This window comes from Micromonospora ureilytica, from assembly GCF_015751765.1.
Classification (GTDB): domain Bacteria; phylum Actinomycetota; class Actinomycetes; order Mycobacteriales; family Micromonosporaceae; genus Micromonospora; species Micromonospora ureilytica.
Map to the genome: position 1 here is coordinate 1,533,767 of NZ_JADOTX010000001.1, position 16,767 is coordinate 1,550,533.

Annotated in this window: 15 protein-coding genes; 4 read left to right on the forward strand and 11 right to left on the reverse strand. The window is 72.8% G+C overall.

Annotation, left to right across the window (positions count from 1 at the left end; translation table 11 throughout):
* Nucleotides 1-22: 22 nt before the first annotated feature.
* The 4 genes from helR to IW248_RS06720 form a co-directional block, all read right to left on the reverse strand.
* Nucleotides 23-2,158 (reverse strand): RNA polymerase recycling motor ATPase HelR, encoded by a 2,136-nt coding sequence (helR, locus tag IW248_RS06705; protein WP_307787804.1) that lies wholly within the window; start codon nucleotides 2,156-2,158, stop codon nucleotides 23-25.
* Nucleotides 2,159-2,311: 153 nt separating this feature from the next.
* Nucleotides 2,312-2,692, reverse strand: a complete 381-nt coding sequence (locus IW248_RS06710) for a YccF domain-containing protein (protein ID WP_196926158.1) — start codon at nucleotides 2,690-2,692, stop codon at nucleotides 2,312-2,314.
* Between the two features lie 48 nt (nucleotides 2,693-2,740).
* Complete coding sequence (locus IW248_RS06715; protein ID WP_196926159.1) at nucleotides 2,741-3,355, reverse strand: STAS domain-containing protein; 615 nt, start codon at nucleotides 3,353-3,355, stop codon at nucleotides 2,741-2,743.
* On the reverse strand, nucleotides 3,352-3,681 hold the full coding sequence (locus tag IW248_RS06720) for an STAS domain-containing protein (RefSeq protein ID WP_196926160.1): 330 nt from the start codon (nucleotides 3,679-3,681) through the stop codon (nucleotides 3,352-3,354). The genes IW248_RS06715 and IW248_RS06720 overlap by 4 nt, the downstream gene beginning before the upstream one ends.
* Nucleotides 3,682-3,834: 153 nt before the next feature.
* Here IW248_RS06720 and IW248_RS06725 point away from each other — a divergent pair, with 153 nt between their 5' ends.
* From IW248_RS06725 to IW248_RS06740, 4 genes are all read left to right on the forward strand, one after another.
* Nucleotides 3,835-4,524 carry a response regulator transcription factor gene (locus tag IW248_RS06725; RefSeq protein ID WP_124818135.1) on the forward strand — a complete coding sequence of 230 codons (690 nt, stop codon included), beginning with the start codon at nucleotides 3,835-3,837 and terminating at the stop codon, nucleotides 4,522-4,524.
* Nucleotides 4,521-5,876: a sensor histidine kinase gene (locus tag IW248_RS06730; RefSeq protein WP_196926161.1), complete on the forward strand. Its 1,356-nt coding sequence runs from the start codon at nucleotides 4,521-4,523 to the stop codon at nucleotides 5,874-5,876. Before IW248_RS06725 ends, IW248_RS06730 begins: the two co-directional genes overlap by 4 nt.
* Nucleotides 5,873-6,433, forward strand: a complete 561-nt coding sequence (locus IW248_RS06735) for a GerMN domain-containing protein (protein WP_196926162.1) — start codon at nucleotides 5,873-5,875, stop codon at nucleotides 6,431-6,433. Before IW248_RS06730 ends, IW248_RS06735 begins: the two co-directional genes overlap by 4 nt.
* A gap of 122 nt (nucleotides 6,434-6,555) precedes the next feature.
* Nucleotides 6,556-7,152 carry a hypothetical protein gene (locus IW248_RS06740; RefSeq protein WP_196926163.1) on the forward strand — a complete coding sequence of 199 codons (597 nt, stop codon included), beginning with the start codon at nucleotides 6,556-6,558 and terminating at the stop codon, nucleotides 7,150-7,152.
* A gap of 48 nt (nucleotides 7,153-7,200) precedes the next feature.
* Here the strand turns inward: IW248_RS06740 and IW248_RS06745 are convergent, their stop codons facing one another.
* The 7 genes from IW248_RS06745 to IW248_RS06775 all read right to left on the reverse strand — a co-directional run bounded on the left by IW248_RS06745 (nucleotide 7,201) and on the right by IW248_RS06775 (nucleotide 16,635).
* Entirely contained in the window at nucleotides 7,201-9,117 is a 1,917-nt protein-coding gene (locus IW248_RS06745; RefSeq protein WP_196926164.1) for a glycerophosphodiester phosphodiesterase family protein, read from the reverse strand.
* Between the two features lie 102 nt (nucleotides 9,118-9,219).
* A complete protein-coding gene (locus tag IW248_RS06750; protein ID WP_196926165.1) occupies nucleotides 9,220-9,957 on the reverse strand; it encodes a cellulose binding domain-containing protein in 738 nt (245 codons plus the stop codon).
* 74 nt (nucleotides 9,958-10,031) lie between these two features.
* On the reverse strand, nucleotides 10,032-10,412 hold the full coding sequence (locus tag IW248_RS06755; RefSeq protein ID WP_196926166.1) for a DUF742 domain-containing protein: 381 nt from the start codon (nucleotides 10,410-10,412) through the stop codon (nucleotides 10,032-10,034).
* Complete coding sequence (locus tag IW248_RS06760) at nucleotides 10,390-10,839, reverse strand: roadblock/LC7 domain-containing protein (RefSeq protein ID WP_196926167.1); 450 nt, start codon at nucleotides 10,837-10,839, stop codon at nucleotides 10,390-10,392. Before IW248_RS06760 ends, IW248_RS06755 begins: the two co-directional genes overlap by 23 nt.
* The gene (locus IW248_RS06765; protein WP_196926168.1) at nucleotides 10,836-12,809 is read right to left on the reverse strand and encodes a nitrate- and nitrite sensing domain-containing protein; all 1,974 of its coding nucleotides are present in this window, start codon (nucleotides 12,807-12,809) and stop codon (nucleotides 10,836-10,838) included. The genes IW248_RS06760 and IW248_RS06765 overlap by 4 nt, the downstream gene beginning before the upstream one ends.
* Entirely contained in the window at nucleotides 12,806-15,370 is a 2,565-nt protein-coding gene (locus tag IW248_RS06770; protein ID WP_196926169.1) for a LuxR C-terminal-related transcriptional regulator, read from the reverse strand. The genes IW248_RS06765 and IW248_RS06770 overlap by 4 nt, the downstream gene beginning before the upstream one ends.
* A 5-nt stretch (nucleotides 15,371-15,375) precedes the next feature.
* Entirely contained in the window at nucleotides 15,376-16,635 is a 1,260-nt protein-coding gene (locus IW248_RS06775; RefSeq protein WP_196926170.1) for an Hsp70 family protein, read from the reverse strand.
* Between the last annotated feature and the right edge of the window lie 132 nt (nucleotides 16,636-16,767).

The window sequence follows — 16,767 nt, forward strand, 5'->3', positions numbered from 1 at the left end:
CTGATCGATGTGCGGCACGCCCTCAGCCGCTGGTCAGGAGCACTAGTTGCTGGGTGGCCCGGGTCATCGCGACGTAGCGGTCGACCGCCCCTTCGATGCCGGTGCCGAACGTTTCCGGGTCGATGAGGACGACCAGGTCGAACTCCAGCCCCTTGGCCTGCTCCGGGCTCAGTGACCGGACGCGGGCCGTGGGCGGGAACGTCGGGTCGCCGATCACGCAGGCGATCCCGTCGGCGTGCGCGGCGAGCCAGGTGTCGAGGATCGACAGCAGGTCGGCGACCGATCCGTGGACGACGGGAAGCCCGTTGCCGCGGATGGAGGTCGGCACGTTCGCGTCGGGGAGCACGGCCCGGATGACCGGCTCGGCCTGCGCCATGACCTCCGCCGGCGTCCGGTAGTTGATGCTCAACGAGGCCACCGTGACCCGGTCGAGCCCGACCCGCTTGAGGCGTTCCTGCCACGACTCGGTGAACCCGTGCCGGGCCTGGGCGCGGTCGCCCACGATGGTGAAGCTGCGCGACGGGCAGCGTGCCAGCAGCATCTGCCACTGGGCGTCGGTCAGCTCCTGCGCCTCGTCGACGACGATGTGCGCGAACGGGCCGGCCAGCAGGTCCGGGTCGGCGTCCGGCAGTCCGGACTCGTCGACCAGGGCGTCGCGCAGGTCGGGCTGGCGCAACATCGTCAGCAGGCCCTCGCCGTCGTCGTAGGTGTCGGCCGCGAGCAGTTCGTCGACGACCCGGGCCATGTGCTCGCGTTCGACGGCGGCGGCCGGGTCACGCCGGCTGGTGCGCCCCGACCGCTCCGGGTCGCCGACGCGCTGCCGGGCCGCGTCGAGCAGCGGCAGGTCGGAAACGGTCCAGGCCCGGGGCTCGTCGCGTTGCAGCTTGCGGACCTCAGCCGGGCTGAGCCACGGCGCGCACCTGCGCAGGTACGCGGGCACCGACCACAGGTCACCCACGAGTTCGGCCGCGTCGAGCAACGGCCAGGCGCGGTTGACAGTCGCCCGCAGTTCCCGGTTACGCAGCAGCGAGTCGCGGAGCACGTCGTCCGGGTCGTCGCCGTCGTACCTGTCGACGAGGATGGTGAGCAGTTCCTCCCAGATCTCCTCGCGCGCCTCGTTGTGCGGCGTGCCCGGACCGGGCGCCTGGAACGCGTCGGCCCAGTCGTCGGCGCTCAGCCGGACGTCGGAGTCGCCGACCGTGATAGTCATCGGGGCGACCGGCGGGTCCTCGTAGAACCGGACGGCCGCGTCGATCGTCCGGACCAGCTCGGCCGAGGACTTCAGCCGAGCCACCTCCGGGTCGGTGTCGACGGTTGCCGTTGCCCCCTCGGGCACGAGGTCGCGCAGGGTGCAGGTCTGCACGTCCTCCTCGCCGAGGCTGGGCAGGACGTCGGCGACGTACGCCAGGTAGGGCTGGTGCGGCCCCACGAAGAGCACCCCACCCCGGCGCTGACCGAGGCGCGGGTCGGAGTAGAGCAGGTACGCGGTGCGGTGCAGGGCGACGACTGTCTTCCCGGTGCCCGGACCGCCGTCGACCACGAGGGCGCCGGCCGACCCCGCCCGGATGATGGCGTCCTGGTCCGCCTGGATCGTGCTGAGCACGTCGCGCATCCGGGCCGACCGGGCGCCGCCCAGACTGGCGATGAACGCGGACTGGTCGTCGAGCGCGACGGCGTGCCCCACGAGCCCGTCCGCTGTGAACACCTCGTCCCAGTAGTCGGTGATCCGGCCGCGGGTCCAGCGGTAGCGGCGGCGGCTCGCCAGGCCCATCGGGTTGGCGTGGGTCGCGCCGAAGAACGGCTCGGCGGCGGGTGAGCGCCAGTCGAGCAGGAGCCGCCGACCCGTGCTGTCGGTGAGGCCGCGACGCCCGATGTACACGGGCTCGGGGTTGTCCGCCGCGACCACGTGGCCCAGGCACAGGTCCAGCCCGTAGCGGCTCAGTGAGCGCAGGCGGGCGGTCAGCCGGCGGACCTCCTCGTCCCGGTCGACGGCCTGCCGGCCCTTGCCGCCGGGCGCCCGGCGCGCGGTGTCCAGACGGTCGGACAATTCGGCGCTCAGCTGCGCGAGGCCCTGCGCCATGGCGGCGAAGTGCCCCTCGTCGTGGGCGATGAGCGCCGGGTCGGCCTTGGGGGAGAGGTGATCGGGGAGTTCGAACACGGAGGTAGGCAAGGAATCCAATTCATGACTTCCATTTCGGCAGAATCTGGCCTCGGCCGACGATTCTGCGTCATAAATGGGGTCTTGCCGCAAGCCCCCCAGTGCGGTATAAGTTAGAAGTGGCGGGAGACGGGTGTCTCCCGTTTTCCGTGTTCAGGGCACGTCCACGACGTCGCGGCCGAGGGGCCAGAACGCGGCCGGAACGAGCTTGAAGTTGGCGATGCCGAACGGGATCCCGATGATCGTCACGCAGAGGGCGATGCCCGCGAGGATGTGGGAGAGCGCGAGCCACCAGCCGGCCAGCACCACCCAGAGGATGTTCGCCATGCCGGAGCCGACGCCCGCGCCCGGCTTGGGCACCACTGTGCGGCCGAAGGGCCACAGCGAGTAGACCGCGAGGCGCAGCGACGCGACGCCGAACGGGATGGTGATGACCAGGACGAAGCAGATCAGCGCGGCGATGCCGTAGCCGACCGCCAGCACGATGCCACCGCCGAAGACGAGCCAGAGCACATTCAGTACGAAACGAATCACCACTTCAGCATGAAACATGCTCGCCACCCGGCCGGCCCGCCGGTGCCCTCAGCGCGGAACGGCCACCGCGTGACCCTCGGGGAGTGTCCTCGCGCCACCGTCGGACAACTGGGCGAGGGCGTCGTCGCGGCTGTCGAAGATCGGGAAAGCCCCGTCCAGACGCATGGTGTGCAGAACGGTGCGGATGAATCGCGACGGAGCGGCGAGGCAGAGCGTGACACCGCGTTCGCGGGCCTCCCGGTGGGCGCGGACCAGCAGGCCGAGACCTGTCGAGTCGATGATGTGCACCCGGCTCAGGTCGACGACCACGTGCCCGCCCACCTCGGCCACGTGCCGCAGCGCCGTGCGCAGGTTGTCGCCGGTGTCGAGGTCGATGTCACCGGTGGCGGCGATGACTGTCGTTCCGTCGAGGTGGTCGATGCCGAGGATGCCACCCGGGCCATGGTCGTCGCAGGACGCGTGGCCGCCGGTCGAGGCGGGCAGAAGGCTGCAGTGCGGGCAGCGGTGCGGCCCGGTGGCGAAGGGGGAGCCGCTCCAGCCGTGCTCGGCCACCAGGGTCCAGACCACTTCGGCGTCGGGGAGCACGCACGCGGTGCCTCGGATGGTCTCGCCGCAGGTGTCGCAGATCAGGGTCATCAGGTGCTCGTCCGGGACGACGGTCATGCTGCTGGTCCTTCCTCGCTTACGATCGAGAGCACCTGATCCAGGTGGGTGGTGTGCAGGATGCGCCGAACCCGAGGGTTCGGACTGCGGACGGTGAGGGCCGCGTCGGCGCGAGCCAGCCGCCGGTGCACGTCGAGAAGCAGCCCGATGGCGGCGGCGTCGAGGTGCCGGCAGTCCGACAGGTCGAGCACGATCTGTGCGGGGCGCAGCGCCAGCAGCCGATCGAACACCGCGCCGACCTCCGGCAGACAGCCCAGATCGAGTTCGGTGACACGAACCTCGACCAGCGGCAGCGTGTACCTCGCGGGCAGCACCGGCGTCGCCATTGCCGTACCCCTCTCCGTCAGCTCTCGGTCCCTTCCCCCACCGTGCTGGGTGGGGTTGGCGATCACTGCAAGGCTCTGTGACAGTTGTGTGACAAAACCGCCGGCCGGCCCGCGTGGTTGGCCGCCCGACGGCCGGCCGAGCATGATTCCGGGATGACGGCCGTACTGGTGATCGAGGACGACGACCGCATCCGGCTCGCGCTGCTGCTCGCTCTCGAGGACGAGGGCTACGACGCGCTCGGCGCGGCCACGGCCGAGGAGGGCCTGCGCGCCCAACGCCACCACCCGGCCGACTACGTGCTCGTCGACCTGATGCTGCCCGGCCTCGACGGTTTCGAGTGCATCCGGCAGCTGCGCCGTGACGACGACGTCCCGATCGTTGTGGTCAGCGCCCGGGACGGCACCGACGACATCGTCGCCGCCCTCGAAGCCGGCGCCGACGACTATGTGGTCAAACCGGTGGCCATCCGGGAGTTGACCGCCCGACTGCGGGCTCTGCGCCGTCGCGCCCGGCCGGTGGTCACGACATCGGCGCCGGAGCCCGTGCCGGCGGTCGCCTTCGGCGAGTTGGAGATCAGTCCGGAGGCGGGGGAGGTGCGCCGCGCCGGCCAACAGGTCACTGTCACCCGTACCGAGTTCCGGCTGCTCTGTGAGCTGGCCGAGCACGCCGGCCGGGTGCTGTCCCGTCAGCAGTTGCTGCAACGGGTCTGGGGGTACGACAGCGGCGACGAACGGCTCGTCGACGTGCACGTGGGCCGCCTGCGCCAGAAGATCGAGTCGGACCCGGCGAACCCCCGGCACCTGGTCACCCTGCGGGGCCTGGGCTACAAGCTGCAGCGATGAGACGCCTCGGACTGCGTACCCGGGTGACCGCCGCGTTCGCCGTCGGCGCGCTCCTGCTCTCGGCGTCGATGGCCCTGATCTCCTACGAGTTGACCCGCCGCTCCCTGCTCGACGATCGGGAACGCATCGCGCTGCGGGCCGCCTACTTCGACGCCGCCGTGGTGCATGCCGGCCTGGACACCGACACCCCGGACGTGGTGGAGGTGCTCCGGTCGTTGGACACCGGCGGGAACCGGCGACCGGTGTTGCACCTCAACGGCGAGTGGTACGCGCGTGCCGCCGATCCGGGCACCACTGCCGCCATCCCCGCCGAGCTGCTACGGGTCGTCGCCGCCGGGGTGCCGGCCGTGCAGCGGGTCCGCGTCGACGGGCAACCCGCCCTGGTGGTCGGTGTGCCCCTGTCCGCGTCCGCGACGTACTTCGAGGTCAACTCGCTGCGCGAGCTGGAGCAGACCTTCCGCGTCCTGGCCCTCGCGCTGACCAGCGTCGCGGTGCTGGTCGCCGGATCCGGGGCCACCCTCGCCTGGTACGCCACCCGGCACGGGCTGCGGCCGCTGACGGCGGTCGCCGACGCGGCCGAGAAGATCGCCGCCGGTGACTTCACCGCCCGACTCGACCCGGCCACCGACCCCGACCTCACCCGCCTCTCGTCCTCGTTCAACCAGATGGTCGACCGCCTCGCCCGGCGCATCGAGCGGGACCGCCGCTTCGCCGCCGACGTCAGCCACGAGTTGCGTTCCCCGTTGCAGACCCTCGCCGCGGCGGCCAGCGTCCTGGCCCGCCGTCGGGAGCACCAGGACGAACGGACGGCCACCGCCGCCGGGCTCGTCGCCGACGAGATCGACCGTTTTCAGCGGCTCGTCAACGACCTGATCGACCTGGCCCGCAGTGACCAGCCCGCCCACCGTGTCCCGGTGGACGTGGTGACGTTGGCCCGGGAGACCTGCGACGCGTACGACCTGCCGGCCGGCCTCGTCCGCCTGACGCCGGAGGTCCCCCCGACGTGGCAGGTCGAGCGGCGACGGATCGCCCAGGTCCTGGCGAACCTGCTCGACAACGCGGTCACCTACGGTGGTGGCCCGGTGGCTGTTCGCCTGGGCCGCGACGGTGACTGTGGCGTCATCGAGGTCGACGATGACGGTCCCGGTGTTCCCGTCGAGGATCGCGAGGCGATCTTCGACCGGTTCGTCCGAGGGCGAGCCGCCCACACCCGAGGCGCCGGTGACGGGACCGGTCTCGGGCTGGCGTTGGTCGCTCAGCACGCCGCCGCGCACGGGGGGCACGTGACGGTCGCCGACCGCCCCGGCGGGGGCGCGTGTTTCCGGGTCGTCCTGCCCGGGAGCCTGTCGTGAGGCAGCGTCGTCTCGTCCCGTTGGCGCTCGCCGTGCTGCTGACCGGTTGCGGCATCCCCACCGACGACGCCCCTCGAACGGTGCCGCCACCAGGGCCGCTGCGCAGCGCCGCTCCCGCCGACACCACCGCGCCGGCCGGCAGTGCCGCCGAGACACTCTGCCTGGTCCGGGACAACCGCATCGTCCCCGTGGTCCGGCGCGTCGACCACCCACCGACCATCGCGGACCAGTTGCGGCATCTGCTCGTCGGGCCCAGCGGGGCCGAACGGGACAACGATCTGACCAGCGCGCTGCCGGGGGCGGTCAACGCGGCCGGCGCGACAGTGACCGGGACGCAGGCCCTGGTCGCGGTGGACGAACCCGCCGACGATGGCGGCCGCAGCGACGAGGTCCTGGCCTTCGGGCAGATCGTCTGCACCCTCACCAGCCGCGAGGACGTCACCACGGTGGCCTTTCTGCGCGACGGCAAGCCTCTCGGCGTACCCCGAGCAGATGGTTCCCTGTCCAGCAGACCGCTCACCCGCGGCGACTACGCCCCCCTCATCAGCGAACGCTGAGCGCGCGTGTGGAGGTCGGCGGTTCTCGGGGTAGCTCGGTGGAAGACCTGAGAGGAAAGCCAGGGCGACCCGAGGGAACCTCCCGGAGTTCGGCAGTCATCGGCGGCCACATGCTGGCTGGCATGAAACGCGCTGCGCTCTACGTGCTCGCCGGACCGGTCGGCATCGTGGCCTACGGCCTGGTCCGTCTGTGGGGAAGATCCGACGGGGTGTACGGCCCCGGGCTCGACTGGCAGGCCGCGCACCTGGTCGCTGTCGCCGGCATGGTGTGCTTCGTCCCGGGTGTGCTCGCGCTGTCCCGCCTGCTGCCCCAGAGCCCGTGGCGCACCGGTGTGGTGGCCGCCACGTTGGTCGGCCTCGCCGCGACGATTGTGCAGTTCGGCGCGGACATCGTGGAGGGGCTGCTGGCCGAGGACCGGGCGGAGATGTCGAGGCTCGGCGCGGACTTCAAGGACATCCCCGGCGTGCAGGTGGCCTTCTACGACGTCGTACCCCAGCTCTTCTTCGTCGGCCTGCTCGTCCTCGCGGGCATGCTCGCCGCCCGACGGCTGCTGCCGTGGTGGAGTGTGCCGCTGCTCCTCGCCGGCATCGTCCTGCCGGTGGTCACCCTCGACCTGCTTCCCATCGGTGGCCTGTTCATGGCGTTGGCGTTGGCGCCGGCGCTGCCGCTGCTGCGACAGCAGGGCGAGCGGGTCGAGCCGCCCGCCCCCGTCCACTGAGGACTCCGAGTGGCGCTGGCCCGCGGACCAGCGCCACCCGGAGAGCCGCTACTTCAGGGCGAGGGTGCGGGCGTCGGCGGCGATGACGCTGGCGATCTCGGCCGGCACCAGCTTGCCGGCCTGCCGGTCGGCATAGGTGGCCAGCTCGGCGTACTGGGCGTGGGCCAGCTTGGTGGCCATCGCCGTGACGGCGGCCGGATCCGCGCCGGAGGTGAGGATCAGGTAGCCGAGGCCGGCCTGGCTCACCGTCACGGTGAAGGTGCTGGTCGCGGTGGCGGTGCCCTCGGGCCCGGTCGCCTCGGTGGAGATGGTGTGCCGACCGGCGGTCAGCTTCGTCAGGTCGAGCTTGCGCCCGGCGGCCGACTTCTTACCGTCCAACGTGACGGTGACGGTGTCCGCGTTGGTCGCGGCGATCGCGATCACCGGGGACTGCGCCCGGTCCAGCCGAGCCCCGTCGGCCGGCGAGGTGATCCGCACGGTCGGGTCGGCGGAGGCCCGCTGGACGAACGCCGAGTTCCAGCCGACCAGCTCGGCTGCGCGGTTGGTGATGATCGCGTCGGCGCCGATCCGCTCCAACCGTTGCCACAGGCCGGCGGAGTCCATCGTCCAGGCCATCACGGCGACCCCGGCGGCGTGCAGCGGGGCGACGACCTCCGGCTTGGCAAGCAGCGCGTTGCCGTCCGGGTTGTACGCGGTCAGGTGCAGCTCCTTCGCGATCGCCACCGGATCGGCGTCGAGGGTGCTGCGAAGCAGGCCGAGCGGCAGCTCGGGGGCGATCTCGTAGGTGTACCTCAGGGCGTCGACCTCGAAGCTCTGAATGAAGACCCGGCCCATCATCTGCTCGTCCCGGATCACCTGGATGATCGTGGCGACCTCGTCGCGGGTGTGCTTGCCCTTGATCTCCACGAGTAGGTTGCCACCCCGGGTACGTAGGTCGGCGAGCTGCTCGGCGAGGGTGGGCACCCGCTCGCCGACGTACTGCGGGCCGAACCAGGAGCCGGCGTCGAGCGCCTTGATCTGCGCGGCGGTCAGGTCCCGGATATTGCCGGTGCCGTCGGTGGTCCGGTCGACGGTGCCGTCGTGCAGGATGAACGGGACGCCGTCCTTGCTCGGCTGGACGTCGTTCTCGATCCAGTCGGCGCCGCCCTTACGGGCGATCTCCTGGGCGACGAGGGTGTTCTCCGGGGCGGCTGCCGACGCGCCCCGATGGGCGATCACGCTGAACGGGCTGCCCTCGGGGCGGAGGTAGCCGTTCGGCGCCAGCTCGGTGACTGTGACGTCGTCGTACGACACGGTCGCGCCGTTGACGAACAGCCCCTGGACGCCGTCGGCGGAACGCTGGAGGCTGCTCGTCCGCATCGCCTCCCGCCCGTCGAGGATCCAGCGGGCCTGGTTGCCGTGCACCTCCACGGCGACGCGGACGTCCCGGCCGGTGCCGGCGGCGGACGGTGCGGAGGCGGTGTTCGTCACGACCCAGGCGTTGGCAGTGGTCCGCTGGGCGAATTCGAGCCCGTTGGCGGCGGTGGTGCCGCTGCGCATGGTGGCGATCCACCAGGGGGTCGCGCCACTGGCGGGGACGTCGATGCCGAGCGAGGCCCAGCGGGTGGCGGCCGAGACCGACTCGAAGCGCATGGTCGCCTCGAGGCGGAAGTCGTTCAGGTGCCGACCGAAAGTGATCTTGTTGTTCTCGCTGGAGCTGGCGGAGGTCCCGTACAGCCGGCCGTTCTCGACCTTCCAGGCGCCGTCGACAGCGTGCCAACCGGCGGGCAGCGACCCGGCCGAGAAGTTCTCCGAGACCACGACATTGCCCGGCTCGGCGGTGGCGGGCGACGAGGTCGCGACGGCGACCGCCACGGCGGCGCCGGTGACGGCGAGGACGGCGACGGAGGCGGCGGCCCGGGTACGCAGGGCACCGAAGCGCGACCCGGCGCGACGAAGCGACGGTGGTGCGGGTAGGACAGTCATGGTCGGGACGCTACGAAGCACGTCCGAACTGATGATCAATCAAGCATGGCTGCCGTCGGAACGCCTGGTGTACCGCACTCGATCGGGGCGATCCGGGATTTGTCAGCTCGACAGGCCGGAGCAGGCGGCTCCGTCGATGGTGCACGCCTTGGGGGCGGAACCGGTCAACGAGCCGTTGACCCGGAACGTCACCCGGACCGAGGCGCTGCCGGGAACCTGGCCGGTGTTCGTGTCCGGCACGAACGTCCACACCGCACCGTCCCGGCTGGCCTGTGCTCCCTCGACCCCGCTGACCCCCAGTGACTCCCGGGGCAGGGTGACGACGAGCGTCCATCGCGGCGCCGGGACCGAGCCGGGATTGCTGATCGTCACGGTCGCGCCGTAGCTGAGCAGGGCGTTGTCAGTGATGGCGAAGTCGGCGCCCAGGGCCGCCGGGGTGGGTTCGGCTGTCGCACCGGTCGGCGTGGGCCGGGTCGACGACGCGACGGCCGTTGGGACCGAGGAGGCCGAGGCGGGCGGGGGAGCGGGCACCGCCGGGCTGGTGACCGCCGGTCGCGCCTGCGCCCGGGGCGTACCGGACGGCGACTCGCCCACCTGCTCCACGGACGGCGGCGGGTCGAGGGTCACCGGCGTCAACTTCTCCGGCGTACGCAGCACCCCGACGACCGACACGGCCGTCGCGATCAGCACCCCGAGCGCCGCGACGACGGCCACCCAGGTGGCCCGCGAGACGTCCTCCCGACCGGTGAGCACCCGCCGTGTGGCCGTGACGAGGGCCACGACCCGATCCAGCAGGATGATCGCCACGGTACGGCGTGGCTGGGGTGGTGTTGCCGGCACTGCCTGTCTCTCCTTCAGTTCGTCGCCAGGTGCGCGCTCACGATCCGTGCCGGTCGCGGGCGGCGCCAGCCCGGTCACAGAGCGCGAAGCCCGACGAGTATCGCCTGGAGCAGGTCCTCGGTCGGCAGCTCCGACAGCATCGGCGGTTCGTGCGTCTCGATCAGCCCGGCCGCGAGCAGGTCGCCGAGCAGCACCCGCACGGTCCCCAGCGGGAGGTCCAACTCGGCACCAACCTCAGCCACCGACACTGGATGGTGACACAGCTCGACGATCCGCGCCTGTTCGGGGAAGAGCGGTGTGGGGGACGTGACCCCCCGCCGGGCGACGACCAGCGAGATCAGGTCGAACTGGCCGCGTGCGGGTGCGGTGCGGCCCCCGGTCATCGTGTAGGGCCGGGCGACCGGGCCCGCGTCGTCGTCGTACCACGCCTCGTCAGCGGTGCCGCTGGTGTGCACCAGTGTCCCCGATCGTCACCGAGGAGGCCGGCCCCAGGCTGATCGGCAGGTGCCGCTCGGCCTGCCCCACGAAGAGCGCCACCTCGTACGCCATGTCACCGACCTCGACGTCGTCACCGGCGATCCGCACGGTGAGGATGGTCCCGTTCGGGATGGTGGCGATGAACAGGAACGCTCGCGACATCTGCACCACGACCTGGCGCAGACGACCCGCGTCGCAGGTCCGGGTGGCGGCCAGCCCCAACGCGATCAGGCCGGCGACCACGCCGGAGATCTGCTCGGCAAGCTTTTCGCTCACCCGCCGCGAGCCGCCGAGCGGCAGCCCGTCCGGCGAGAGCACCACGGCGAACTCCGCGCCGTGCACCCGGTCGACCAGGCTGTTCAGGGCGTCGGTCAGGCCGTCCTCGGTGACCACTGCAGACGTCATTGATGTCTCCTTGCTTTTCTCGCGACTGGCAATTCGACCGTGTCGAGGCTGGTCCTGCCGTTTTCCTGGCCGGTCGGCCCGGTGTGGCGGACCCGCGTCGGCAGCGCGCCCTCGCCGCTCGGGTCGGGCAGGTCGGTGCCGGTGCGGGGCGGTGGGTACGGGTTGTCGGGTGGTGCGCTGGCAGGTGCGCGGTCGGTGTCGGTGACCATGACCAGCCGGGACGGAAGGAGCACGATCGCGGCCGTTCCACCGCGCTGGCTGCGGCGTAGCGAGACGTGGGCGCCGCAGCGGCCGGCCAGTACGGCGGCGGCGTACCACCCGGCGAGGCCGGCGGGCGGGCCGTCCGGTGGCGGGTTGCCGAGCAGGTGGTTCGCCTCGGCCAGCGCGGCGGCGCCCAGGCCGGGGCCGTCGTCGATGACGAGGACGGCGCACCCCTGCGGTCGCTGTTCGCCGCTGACCCGGACGGTGGTGTCCGCCCCGGAGAAGGCCAGGGCGTTCTCGACGAGTTCCGCCAGCAGGTGGATGACGTCCGTGACGGCCGGCCCCGCCAGCGACCACGGCCAGTGCGGCGCGATCAGGACACGGTGGTAGTCCGGCACCTCGGCGACCGCGCCGCGTGCCACGTCGAGCAGTGGCACCGGGCGCCGCCAGCGGCGGGCGGGTGTCGCGCCGGCCATGGAGATCAGTTTCTCCACGTTGCGTCGGATCCGGGTGGTGAGGTGGTCGAGCTGGAACAGCTCGCCGGTCTCCTCGGTGGACCGTTCCCGACGTTGCATCCCGTCCAGCAGGCTGAGTTGGTCGCGTAGCAGGACCTGGTTGCGTCGGGTCAGCCCCAGGAACAGCTCCCGTTGGGCGGCACCCCCCGGAGGCGGAGCATCCCGCGCCGGGGCCGGAGCATCCCGCGCCGGCGCTGGAGTGTCCGGCGCAGGAGCCGGCGGATCGACCGCCGGCCTGGTCAGCTCGTCGGTGATGCGTCGCACGGTGCCCGCCCAGCTCAGCAGGAGCACCAGCACGACGATGAGGCCGAGCCCCACCACCGCCCCGGTACGCGCGATGAGCACGGCGGCGCCGGGTGTGGCCCGCTCGACGCTGCTGCGGGCGGTGCTCGTGACAAGTGTCTGCAGCGCTCCGAGAGCGGCGTCCGCCGCGGCCCGCCAGCCCTGGACGGTGAGACCGGCCAGGGCGGTGGTGGTGCCCGCCTGGAGCAGCAGCCGGTCCTCCAGTGCGAGCAGAGCCGCGAACTCGGGCCCGGTGGCCAGTCGCTGGTGCTCGGCCTGGCCGTCGGGCAGGAGCCCGGCCGCTGCCTCGGCACGCGCGTACCGCTGGATGCTGACCAGCGCGGTCAGCCGGCGCCGCTCGTCGACGCCGAGCCGTGCGCCGGTCAGGGCCGCGCTGACCAGTGTGTCCTCCCGAGCGAGCAACTCCCGGGCGCGGGCCAGCGCGATCACCGCGCGGGTGTCGGCGGCCAACCCGCTCTCGTACGCGCCCCACTCCGGGCCGTACACCCCGAAGGCGACGTCGATGACCTCGTCGTACCCGTCGATCGCCGCGGCCTGGTCGAGCCGCCCGGTGTCCATCCGGGACCGGGTCGTGCCGAGGCCGTCGAGCCGTCGGACCAGCTCGCCGGCCCGGTCCCGGACCGCGCCGGCGCTGAGCAGCCGAAGGTCGCGCCCCTTCGAGAACTCGCGGATCTCGGCGGCGGCCCGGTCGGTGCCTTCGCGGGCCCCGGCCAGCTCGGGCGTCGTCTGGCCCGCCCCGGCAATCGTCTCGGCGGTGATCCGGCGTTCCGTCTGCAGGCTCAGGATCAGACGGTCGATGGGCTGGCCCAGCGTGTCCGCCAGCGCCCGGACGCGCAGCAGGTCGACGGCATCCTGGGTGGACACGTAGGCCGCGTACGACCAGAGCGTGATCAGCACGGCGGCCAGCACGGCCAGCCTGGTCCGGATCAGCCGCACATCGTTGCGGGTCATCGGCTCGCCCGCTGCGGCCACGGTTGCCCGGCCGTGTCGCTCGCGCGGTCGGCGACGAGGGTGCGCAGCAGCGCCAGCAGCTCGGTGCGGTTGGCGCAGTTCAGCCGGTTGCGCATCCGTGCCACGTGGTGTTCGACGGTCTTGGCCGAGATGAAGAGCCGGTCGCCGATCTCCCGGTAGGTCAGTCCGGCCAGCACCAGCTCGGCAACCTCGTACTCGCGGTCGCTGAGCCCGTGCTGGGTGGGGCCGGCGACCCGTGCCGTGTTCGCGCCGGTTGTCGGTGTCTGCGCGCCGGGCCCGCCGGAGGGCCGCCCCTGCAACGCTCGGGCGCACTCCAGCAGGGTGGTCATGGCACGCCGGTCCGCGGTGCGGATGGCGGCCTGCCCGGCGAGGCGGGCGCCGTCCCAGCACAGCCCGGTGTCGTGCAGCCCGCGGGCGGTGGCCTCCACCCGGATCGGGTCGACGACCCCCCGGAGGACCTCCACCCAGCTCTCCCCGGCGGCGGCGACGACTGCCGCGTACCGGCTGTGGCCCGCTGCGGCGAGCAACGCCGCGACGTGTTCGTCGGCGACCGTCGGCTCGCCGGTCAGGATGGCGGCGTGCAGCCCGCTCCAGTGCAACGGGACACTCCACAGTGGCGGGTTGCCGAGGCGGTCGAGCAGCGCACGCCCCTGCTGCAGGTACGGCTCCAGCCGGGCCAGGTCGCCCAGCCGCGCGCCCGCGATGGCCAGCTCACCCAGCGGCAGCAGGGTGAACAGGTCGACGGGGTGTCGCACCACCGCCTCCAGCGCCTGCCCCCAACCCCGCTTGAGCGCCCCGAGGTCACTGTTGCGCCGGCCGATGCCCATCCGGATCGCGGCGGCGAAGAGCTGGTCGCGTGACTCCAGTTGCCGCCCGTCGAGCGTCACAGTGGCGAGGCGCTCGCCGGCGGCGTGGATCTCGCCACGGACCATCAGGATCCAGGCCTGCAACAGCCGGTGGCGGCGAGCCATCAGCGGGCCGCCGACACCGGCGCCCAGGGCGCGGTGCAGCACCCGCTCGGCGATCTCCAACTCACCGCAGTGCACCGCCGTCAACGCGGCGAGGGCCGCCGGGCTGTCCGGCAGCAGCGCCGCTCGCCCGTCCGGCTCCAGCAACGCGGCGGCCTGCACGAGCGCGGAGAGCGCGGCGGTCGGCGGGCCGGTCACGCTCTCGCGTACGCCGTTGGCCATCAGTCGGGCGGCGCTGGCGTGCAGGGTGGGTGGCTCGCCCGCCGGGTCACCCGCCGGCGACTCGGTGGTGGCCGCCAGGTCGCCGGTGGCCAGCCCGCCGACGATGGCGAACGCCGCCGCAGAGGCGGTGCCCGACCACCGGAACAGCTCGACGCTGCGACCGACGTGACCACGGTGGGCCAGGGCGGTGGCGGCGACCACTGCCGCCTCGGAGCGGTCCGGGGGAGCGGCCGTGGCCAGCAGTCGGTCCGCCAGCCGGAGCGCGTCGTCGAGGTCACCGGCGAGCGCGGCGGCGAGCGCCTGCCGCGCGTTGGGCGGCCCTCCGGCGGCCGTCGCCGCCGCGAACAGTTCGGCGGCGAACGCCGGCTCGTCGGCCAGCGCCTCGTCCGCCGCGGCGGCCAGGGTCGCGGGCGGGCAGTCGCCGAGCGCGCCGACCGCGAGCAGGGACCGGACCAGCGGCAGCACCGCGCCACCCCGGGCGAGCTGCAACTCGGTGAGCCGGCGCCAGACCGCCGTCCGCTCGGTGGTGGGACTGAGCGTCGCGACGACCCGCCGGACGATCGGCGCGAGCCGGCCGTCGGCGCCCAGCAGCCCGGCCGCCCTGGTCGTGGCGATCAGTTCGTCCACCCCGGCCGGGTCCCGACCCAGCAACGTGCCGAGCATGCTGACCGGCAGCGCCCCGCCGGCCGCGACGGCGAGCAGCAGCCGTCGTACCTCGGTGGGCTGAACGTCCAGGTCCGGCCCGAATTCGAGGATGACGGACCGGGGTGGGTCGACGGTCGCGCCGGTCCGGGAATCCGGGCCGGCCAGGCCGCGGGCCAGCCGTTCGACATCCCGGGGTACGCCGGCGGTCTGCGTGTGGACGAAGTCGACGAGGTCGGCGGGGCGGCCCAGCTGCGGTGTGGCGGCGAGGTAGGCGGCGGTCTGCTCCCGGGTGAACGGCGTGAGCAGCACTGCCTGCCCGTCGCGGCGCAGGGCGTCGACCAGCTCGCTGAACGCCGCCGACCGAGGCCACGGGCGGTGGGCCACCACCAACCGGTGTCGGCGGCCGGCGACCAGACGCAGCAGCGCCTCGATCCGCGCGTCGTCGAGCAGGTGCGCGTCGTCGACAAGCACCACAGTGTCGGGGTCGACCGGCTCATCCGGCTCCGGCGCGGCCGTGCGTACGGCGATCCCGGCGCGCTGGTGAACGCGCTCCAGCTCGGCGAGCAGAGCGGTCTTCCCGTGACCGGCCGGGCCGGCGACGCCGACGGTCAGTGGGCCGGTCGGATCCTGCGCGACCGAGTCCAGCAGCGCCTGCAACCCCTTGTCCACTGTCAACCCTGGGGCGTCGAGGTCATTCATGATCATCGGGGTCATCCTTCGCGTCCGCGGCTGCGGGCCAGCGCCAGGCGGGACGGCTTCGGCAGTTCCAGTGGGAGGATCCGGACCGGCGGCCGCGGTGGCGGATCGCCCGGAACGGTGTGATGGGGGCGGCGCGGTGCCGGGAGGGTGCTCGGCCCGGCACCGCTGACCGGGGCCGGAACACGGGCCGGCGCCGGCTGGCGGGGGCGTGGTGACACCACCTGGCAGGCGGCCATCGCCGCCCCGGTGGCGGCGGTCAACTGTGCGTCCGGTTCCACCTCGACGGGCACCGGGAGGGCCGCGCTGATCAGCTCGGTCACGAGCGGGACCCGGGTGGAGCCGCCGGCCAGCAGGACGCCGTCGAGCTGCGCCGGAGTCAGGTCGGCACCGCGTACGGCCCGGAGCAGGAGGTCGACGGTGGCCTGCACCGTCGGGCGGATCATGGCCTCGAACTGCGCCCGGGTCACCGGCACCCGTGCCGGGCCGCTCGGCAGGGTCAGCACCACGTCGGCAGTGAGGTCGACGGTCAGCACCCGCTTGACCCGGTCACACTCCGCGCGCAGTCCGCGCAGCGCGGCCTGGGCCCCGCGACGTCCGGTCGCGGCCAACTCCCGGGCCAGCATGGTACGTGCATGCTCGGCCAGCGCCTCGTCGAAGTCGGCGCCACCTATCGACTCGAGGCCCTGGGGGGTGCCGACCGTCTCGTACGTGCCGCGCGGGGTGCGGCGCACCAGAGCGGCCTCGAAGCTGTTGCCTCCCAGGGCGTAGACCACCGCGATGTTGCCCGCGAACCCGCGAGCGGCGTGGCTCTCGGCCACGGTGACCGTGCGGGGCAGCAACGTCACGTGCCGTAGGCCGAGGTTCGACAGTGCCCGGTGCAGCACCTCCCGTCGGTAGGGGCGCCACCCCGCCGGGTGACTGAGCACGATCGCCTCGGCCGCCTCGCCCTGCAGGGCGTGGACCCGCTCCACCACCCACGCCGCCAGTTCGGCGGTCAGCGTCTGCGGCGCGCACGGCTCGCCGCCGAGCAGCACCGGCACGTCGTCGCCGATCCGGTGGACGAAGTCGCGGGTGGTGCGGCTGCCGTCGTCGGTCGCGGGCTCGCCGACACGGAGCGAACCGTCCTCGGCCAGGCAGAGCACCGAGGGCATGAGAGGTGAGCCGGCGCTCAGCGGGACGGCCTCGGGGCGTGTCCAGGTCGCGCCGCGTCGCCGTGCGACGGCGGCGGTCGTGTTGCTGCTTCCGATGTCTATCCCCAGGACGTACGGCATCGTCTCTGTCTCTCCCCGTGAGTCGGCCGGTCGGTGGCGATGGCGTCGGCTGTCCGACGACCCACCCCCGGCGAACCCCGCGGGCTCCTACGTTCGTACCAGAGATCAGTCCCTGGTCGGGACCCTAATCTC

What these genes read in the sequence shown, in the direction of transcription:
- IW248_RS06715 (WP_196926159.1), bottom strand. Translation starts at nt 3,355, where the DNA reads ATGACCGTCGTCCCGGACGAGCACCTGATGACCCTGATCTGCGACACC.
- IW248_RS06720 (WP_196926160.1), bottom strand. Translation starts at nt 3,681, where the DNA reads ATGGCGACGCCGGTGCTGCCCGCGAGGTACACGCTGCCGCTGGTCGAG.
- IW248_RS06725 (WP_124818135.1), top strand. Translation starts at nt 3,835, where the DNA reads ATGACGGCCGTACTGGTGATCGAGGACGACGACCGCATCCGGCTCGCG.
- IW248_RS06730 (WP_196926161.1), top strand. Translation starts at nt 4,521, where the DNA reads ATGAGACGCCTCGGACTGCGTACCCGGGTGACCGCCGCGTTCGCCGTC.
- IW248_RS06740 (WP_196926163.1), top strand. Translation starts at nt 6,556, where the DNA reads ATGAAACGCGCTGCGCTCTACGTGCTCGCCGGACCGGTCGGCATCGTG.
- IW248_RS06745 (WP_196926164.1), bottom strand. Translation starts at nt 9,117, where the DNA reads ATGACTGTCCTACCCGCACCACCGTCGCTTCGTCGCGCCGGGTCGCGC.
- IW248_RS06760 (WP_196926167.1), bottom strand. Translation starts at nt 10,839, where the DNA reads ATGACGTCTGCAGTGGTCACCGAGGACGGCCTGACCGACGCCCTGAAC.
- IW248_RS06765 (WP_196926168.1), bottom strand. Translation starts at nt 12,809, where the DNA reads ATGACCCGCAACGATGTGCGGCTGATCCGGACCAGGCTGGCCGTGCTG.
- IW248_RS06770 (WP_196926169.1), bottom strand. Translation starts at nt 15,370, where the DNA reads ATGATCATGAATGACCTCGACGCCCCAGGGTTGACAGTGGACAAGGGG.
- IW248_RS06775 (WP_196926170.1), bottom strand. Translation starts at nt 16,635, where the DNA reads ATGCCGTACGTCCTGGGGATAGACATCGGAAGCAGCAACACGACCGCC.